3 protein-coding genes are annotated in these 3,119 nt (G+C 58.4%); 1 reads left to right on the top strand and 2 read right to left on the bottom strand.

Annotated features, from left to right (window positions below; translation table 11 throughout):
- Positions 1 to 253: 253 nt before the first annotated feature.
- Together rimO and phaR are read right to left on the bottom strand one after the other, a co-directional pair.
- The gene (rimO, locus tag IE083_RS15385) at positions 254 to 1,573 is read right to left on the bottom strand and encodes a 30S ribosomal protein S12 methylthiotransferase RimO (protein WP_189354917.1); all 1,320 of its coding nucleotides are present in this window, start codon (positions 1,571 to 1,573) and stop codon (positions 254 to 256) included.
- A gap of 100 nt (positions 1,574 to 1,673) precedes the next feature.
- Complete coding sequence (gene phaR / locus IE083_RS15380; protein ID WP_189354916.1) at positions 1,674 to 2,243, bottom strand: polyhydroxyalkanoate synthesis repressor PhaR; 570 nt, start codon at positions 2,241 to 2,243, stop codon at positions 1,674 to 1,676.
- 219 nt (positions 2,244 to 2,462) lie between these two features.
- Between phaR and IE083_RS15375 the strand changes: the two genes are divergently transcribed.
- Positions 2,463 to 3,017: a phasin family protein gene (locus IE083_RS15375; RefSeq protein WP_189354915.1), complete on the top strand. Its 555-nt coding sequence runs from the start codon at positions 2,463 to 2,465 to the stop codon at positions 3,015 to 3,017.
- Positions 3,018 to 3,119 lie beyond the last annotated feature (102 nt).

The following is a 3,119-nucleotide window of genomic DNA, read 5'->3' as shown; positions in this document are numbered from 1 at the left end:
CTGGAAAACCGGACCGGAGTTCGGCCCTGAAATTTACACCACCTTGACGGACGCTATCCTCCCTCTCCGCCAGTGCCAAAAAATAACCCCTTGAAATTCAAGGGGTTTTTCTTTTTTAGCTATCAACCGGCCGCAATCAGGCGTCCCGAAACAAGGCAGCCTTGCAAGCCGAAGCCGGCAGGGCTACCGCATCAGGCCTGCCGTCTTCACGCCGGCGGCACAGGACTTGTTCCATCCCGCCACCGGCCTGCAATCACACGCGCCCGCCCCACAGGTCGTGCTCGCTGGCATCGACGATATCGACCTCGACAAAATCCCCCACCGCAAGGCCGCTCGAATCCTCGACGAACACCAAACCGTCGATCTCCGGCGCATCGGCGTAGCTGCGACAGACTGCAGTGCCTTCCTCGTCGATTTCGTCAACCAGTACCTGCAGGCGCTGACCGATGCGTGCGGCCAACCTTGCGGCGCTGATTTCGGCCTGTACCGCCATGAAGCGCTCCTTGCGCGCCTCCTTCACATCGTCCGGTACCGGATCCGGCAGCTCGTTGGCGGCCGCCCCCTCCACCGGCGAATAGGCAAAACAGCCGACACGGTCCAGCTGCGCCTCGCGAATGAAGGCCAGCAGCTCCTCGAAGTCTTCTTCGGTCTCGCCGGGAAAGCCGACAATGAAGGTGGAGCGGATCACCAGTTGCGGGCAGATCTCGCGCCACTTCTTGATGCGTGCCAGCACGTTGTCGCTGCTGGCCGGGCGCTTCATCAGCTTCAGGATTTTCTGGCTGGCGTGCTGGAACGGGATGTCCAGATACGGCAGGATCTTGCCGTCACGCATCAGCGGGATCACTTCATCGACGTGCGGATACGGATAGACATAGTGCAGGCGTACCCAGATACCGTGCTTGCCCAGCTCCTCGCACAGCTCGGTCATGCGTGTCCTCACCGGGCGGCCGTTATGGAAGCCCAGCTTGTACTTCACGTCCACACCGTAGGCGGAGGTGTCCTGCGAGATGATCAACAGCTCCTTGACGCCGGCTCGGGCCAAGTTGGCCGCCTCGGCCAAAACGCTCTGGACCGCCCGGCTCTCCAGATCGCCGCGCATCGACGGAATGATGCAGAAGGTACAGCGGTGGTTGCAGCCTTCGGAAATCTTCAGGTAGGCGTAATGCTTAGGTGTCAGGCGCACACCAATGTCCGGCACCAGGTCGACGAACGGATCGTGCGGCTTTGGCAGGTGACTGTGCACGTGCCCCATCACCTCGTCGGTAGCGTGCGGGCCGGTGACGGCCAGCACCGATGGATGGCTACTGCGGATCACGTCATCCTTGGCGCCGAGACAGCCGGTAACGATTACCTTGCCGTTTTCGGTCAGCGCCTCGCCGATGGCATCCAGCGATTCCTGCACCGCCGCATCAATGAAGCCACAGGTGTTGACCACCACCAGGTCGGCACCGTCATAGGTACCGGAGATCTCGTAACCTTCGGCGCGCAGGCGGGTGAGGATCTGCTCGGAATCGCTGGCCGCCTTCGGACAGCCCAGACTGATAAACCCTACTTTGGGTGCAACGTGCGACATGGGACACAACCTTGGAAGAAATTCAATGCAGAAAGCCGGACGTTGCAATAACGTCCGGCTGTGAACTGTGCATTATAGAAAAAACCGCGCTGGAAAAAAACTACTTGGGCGGGTTCTTGTCGTCGTCGCGACTGGGCGGATAGGCCGGGAAGCCGAAACCGCTGAACATGGTGCGCGCCTGCTCCTGCATGCGGTTTTGCATGTCGAGGAACATATTGGTGCTCTGGTCCAGGTAGCTGGTCATCATGTTCTGCATCGCCGGCCCCTGGAAGTTGAGGAAGTCTCCCCACATCTTGGCATTCACCATCGGGTTGTCACCGTAGATGGTCTTGGCCTGCTCCTGCATGCGCGACTGCAGCTGGGTGAACAGCTGCAGGTTTTTCTCCAGAAACGGCCCCATCATGCCCTGCATCGCCTGGCCGTAAAAACGGATGAACTGAGTCAGCACTTCGTAGCTGAACATCGGCGAGCCGCCACTCTCCTCTTCCAGGATGATCTGCAGCAACACGCCACGCGTGATGTCATCGTGTGTTTTGGCATCAACAACCTGGATATCCACATTATCCAGTACCAGCTGCTTCACATCGCCCAGCGTGATGTAGGAACTGGTGGCGGTATCGTACAAACGGCGGTTGGGATACTTCTTGATGACCCGTTTTTCAACACTCATGTAACACTCCCGGCTTATTTTTTGTTGTGTGGCGCCACATTATCATAAACGCAACATGGTAGAGCAAAACTTCTAGGCACCGATTTCGAAGTTACGTTACCATCTTTTTGTCATTGTGCAGCGCATCAGCCCGGCATGATGCGACAAAAAAAGGACAACAACAATGACGGCACACCGGACCAAACCGAGTTACATCAACAGCGAGTGAGGGTATCCCAAATGATCAATCCAACCGAACAACTGAGCAAACTGTCCCTGAATGGTTTTGAGGCACTGTTCCGCGCCGCACAAATCTCCCTGGACAGCACCGAACGTCTGGTCAAGCTCAATTTCGAGCTGTCCAAGCAGTCGCTGGAAGAAAACGTCAAGCTGACCCGCGAGCTGAGCGACCTGAAAACACCACAGGACGCCCTGACCCGCCTGAACAAGCTGGCAACCCAGAATCTGGAACAGGCCGTGGCCAACTCGCGCAGCGTGTACGACATCGTGTCCGAAACCCAGGCCGAACTGGGCAAGATCGCGGAAAGCAATTTTAACGAGCTGAACAAGTCGGTGATCAGCAACATCGACCTGCTGAGCAAGAACGCACCAGCCGGCTCCGAAACCGCCGTCAACGCGCTGAAATCCGGCATCGCCGCCGGCGCCGCCGCCATCAACTCGATGACCAAGGCCGCGCAGCAAGTGGCCGAGTTCGCCGACTCCAGCGTCAAGGCCGCCAACAGCGCCACCGTGGACGCCGTGAAAACTGCCGCCAAGCGCTCGTCCGCAGCCTGATATACGCCATTGCGACGCAATGGCCAGCACAACCTGCCACCGCTAGGGGCTGTTGACGTTTTGAAGCGAGGACGTGAAGGAAGGGGTGCAAACCTGCAAAAT

Source organism: Vogesella fluminis, assembly GCF_014652335.1.
Taxonomy (GTDB): Bacteria; Pseudomonadota; Gammaproteobacteria; order Burkholderiales; family Chromobacteriaceae; genus Vogesella; species Vogesella fluminis.
Note: the sequence above shows the minus strand (reverse complement) of the source record. Positions and strands in the feature narration are given on the sequence as shown.

Bases quoted from the DNA above. Each gene is read 5' to 3' on its own strand.
- phaR (WP_189354916.1), bottom strand. From the start codon at position 2,243: ATGAGTGTTGAAAAACGGGTCATCAAGAAGTATCCCAACCGCCGTTTG.
- rimO (WP_189354917.1), bottom strand. From the start codon at position 1,573: ATGTCGCACGTTGCACCCAAAGTAGGGTTTATCAGTCTGGGCTGTCCG.
- IE083_RS15375 (WP_189354915.1), top strand. From the start codon at position 2,463: ATGATCAATCCAACCGAACAACTGAGCAAACTGTCCCTGAATGGTTTT.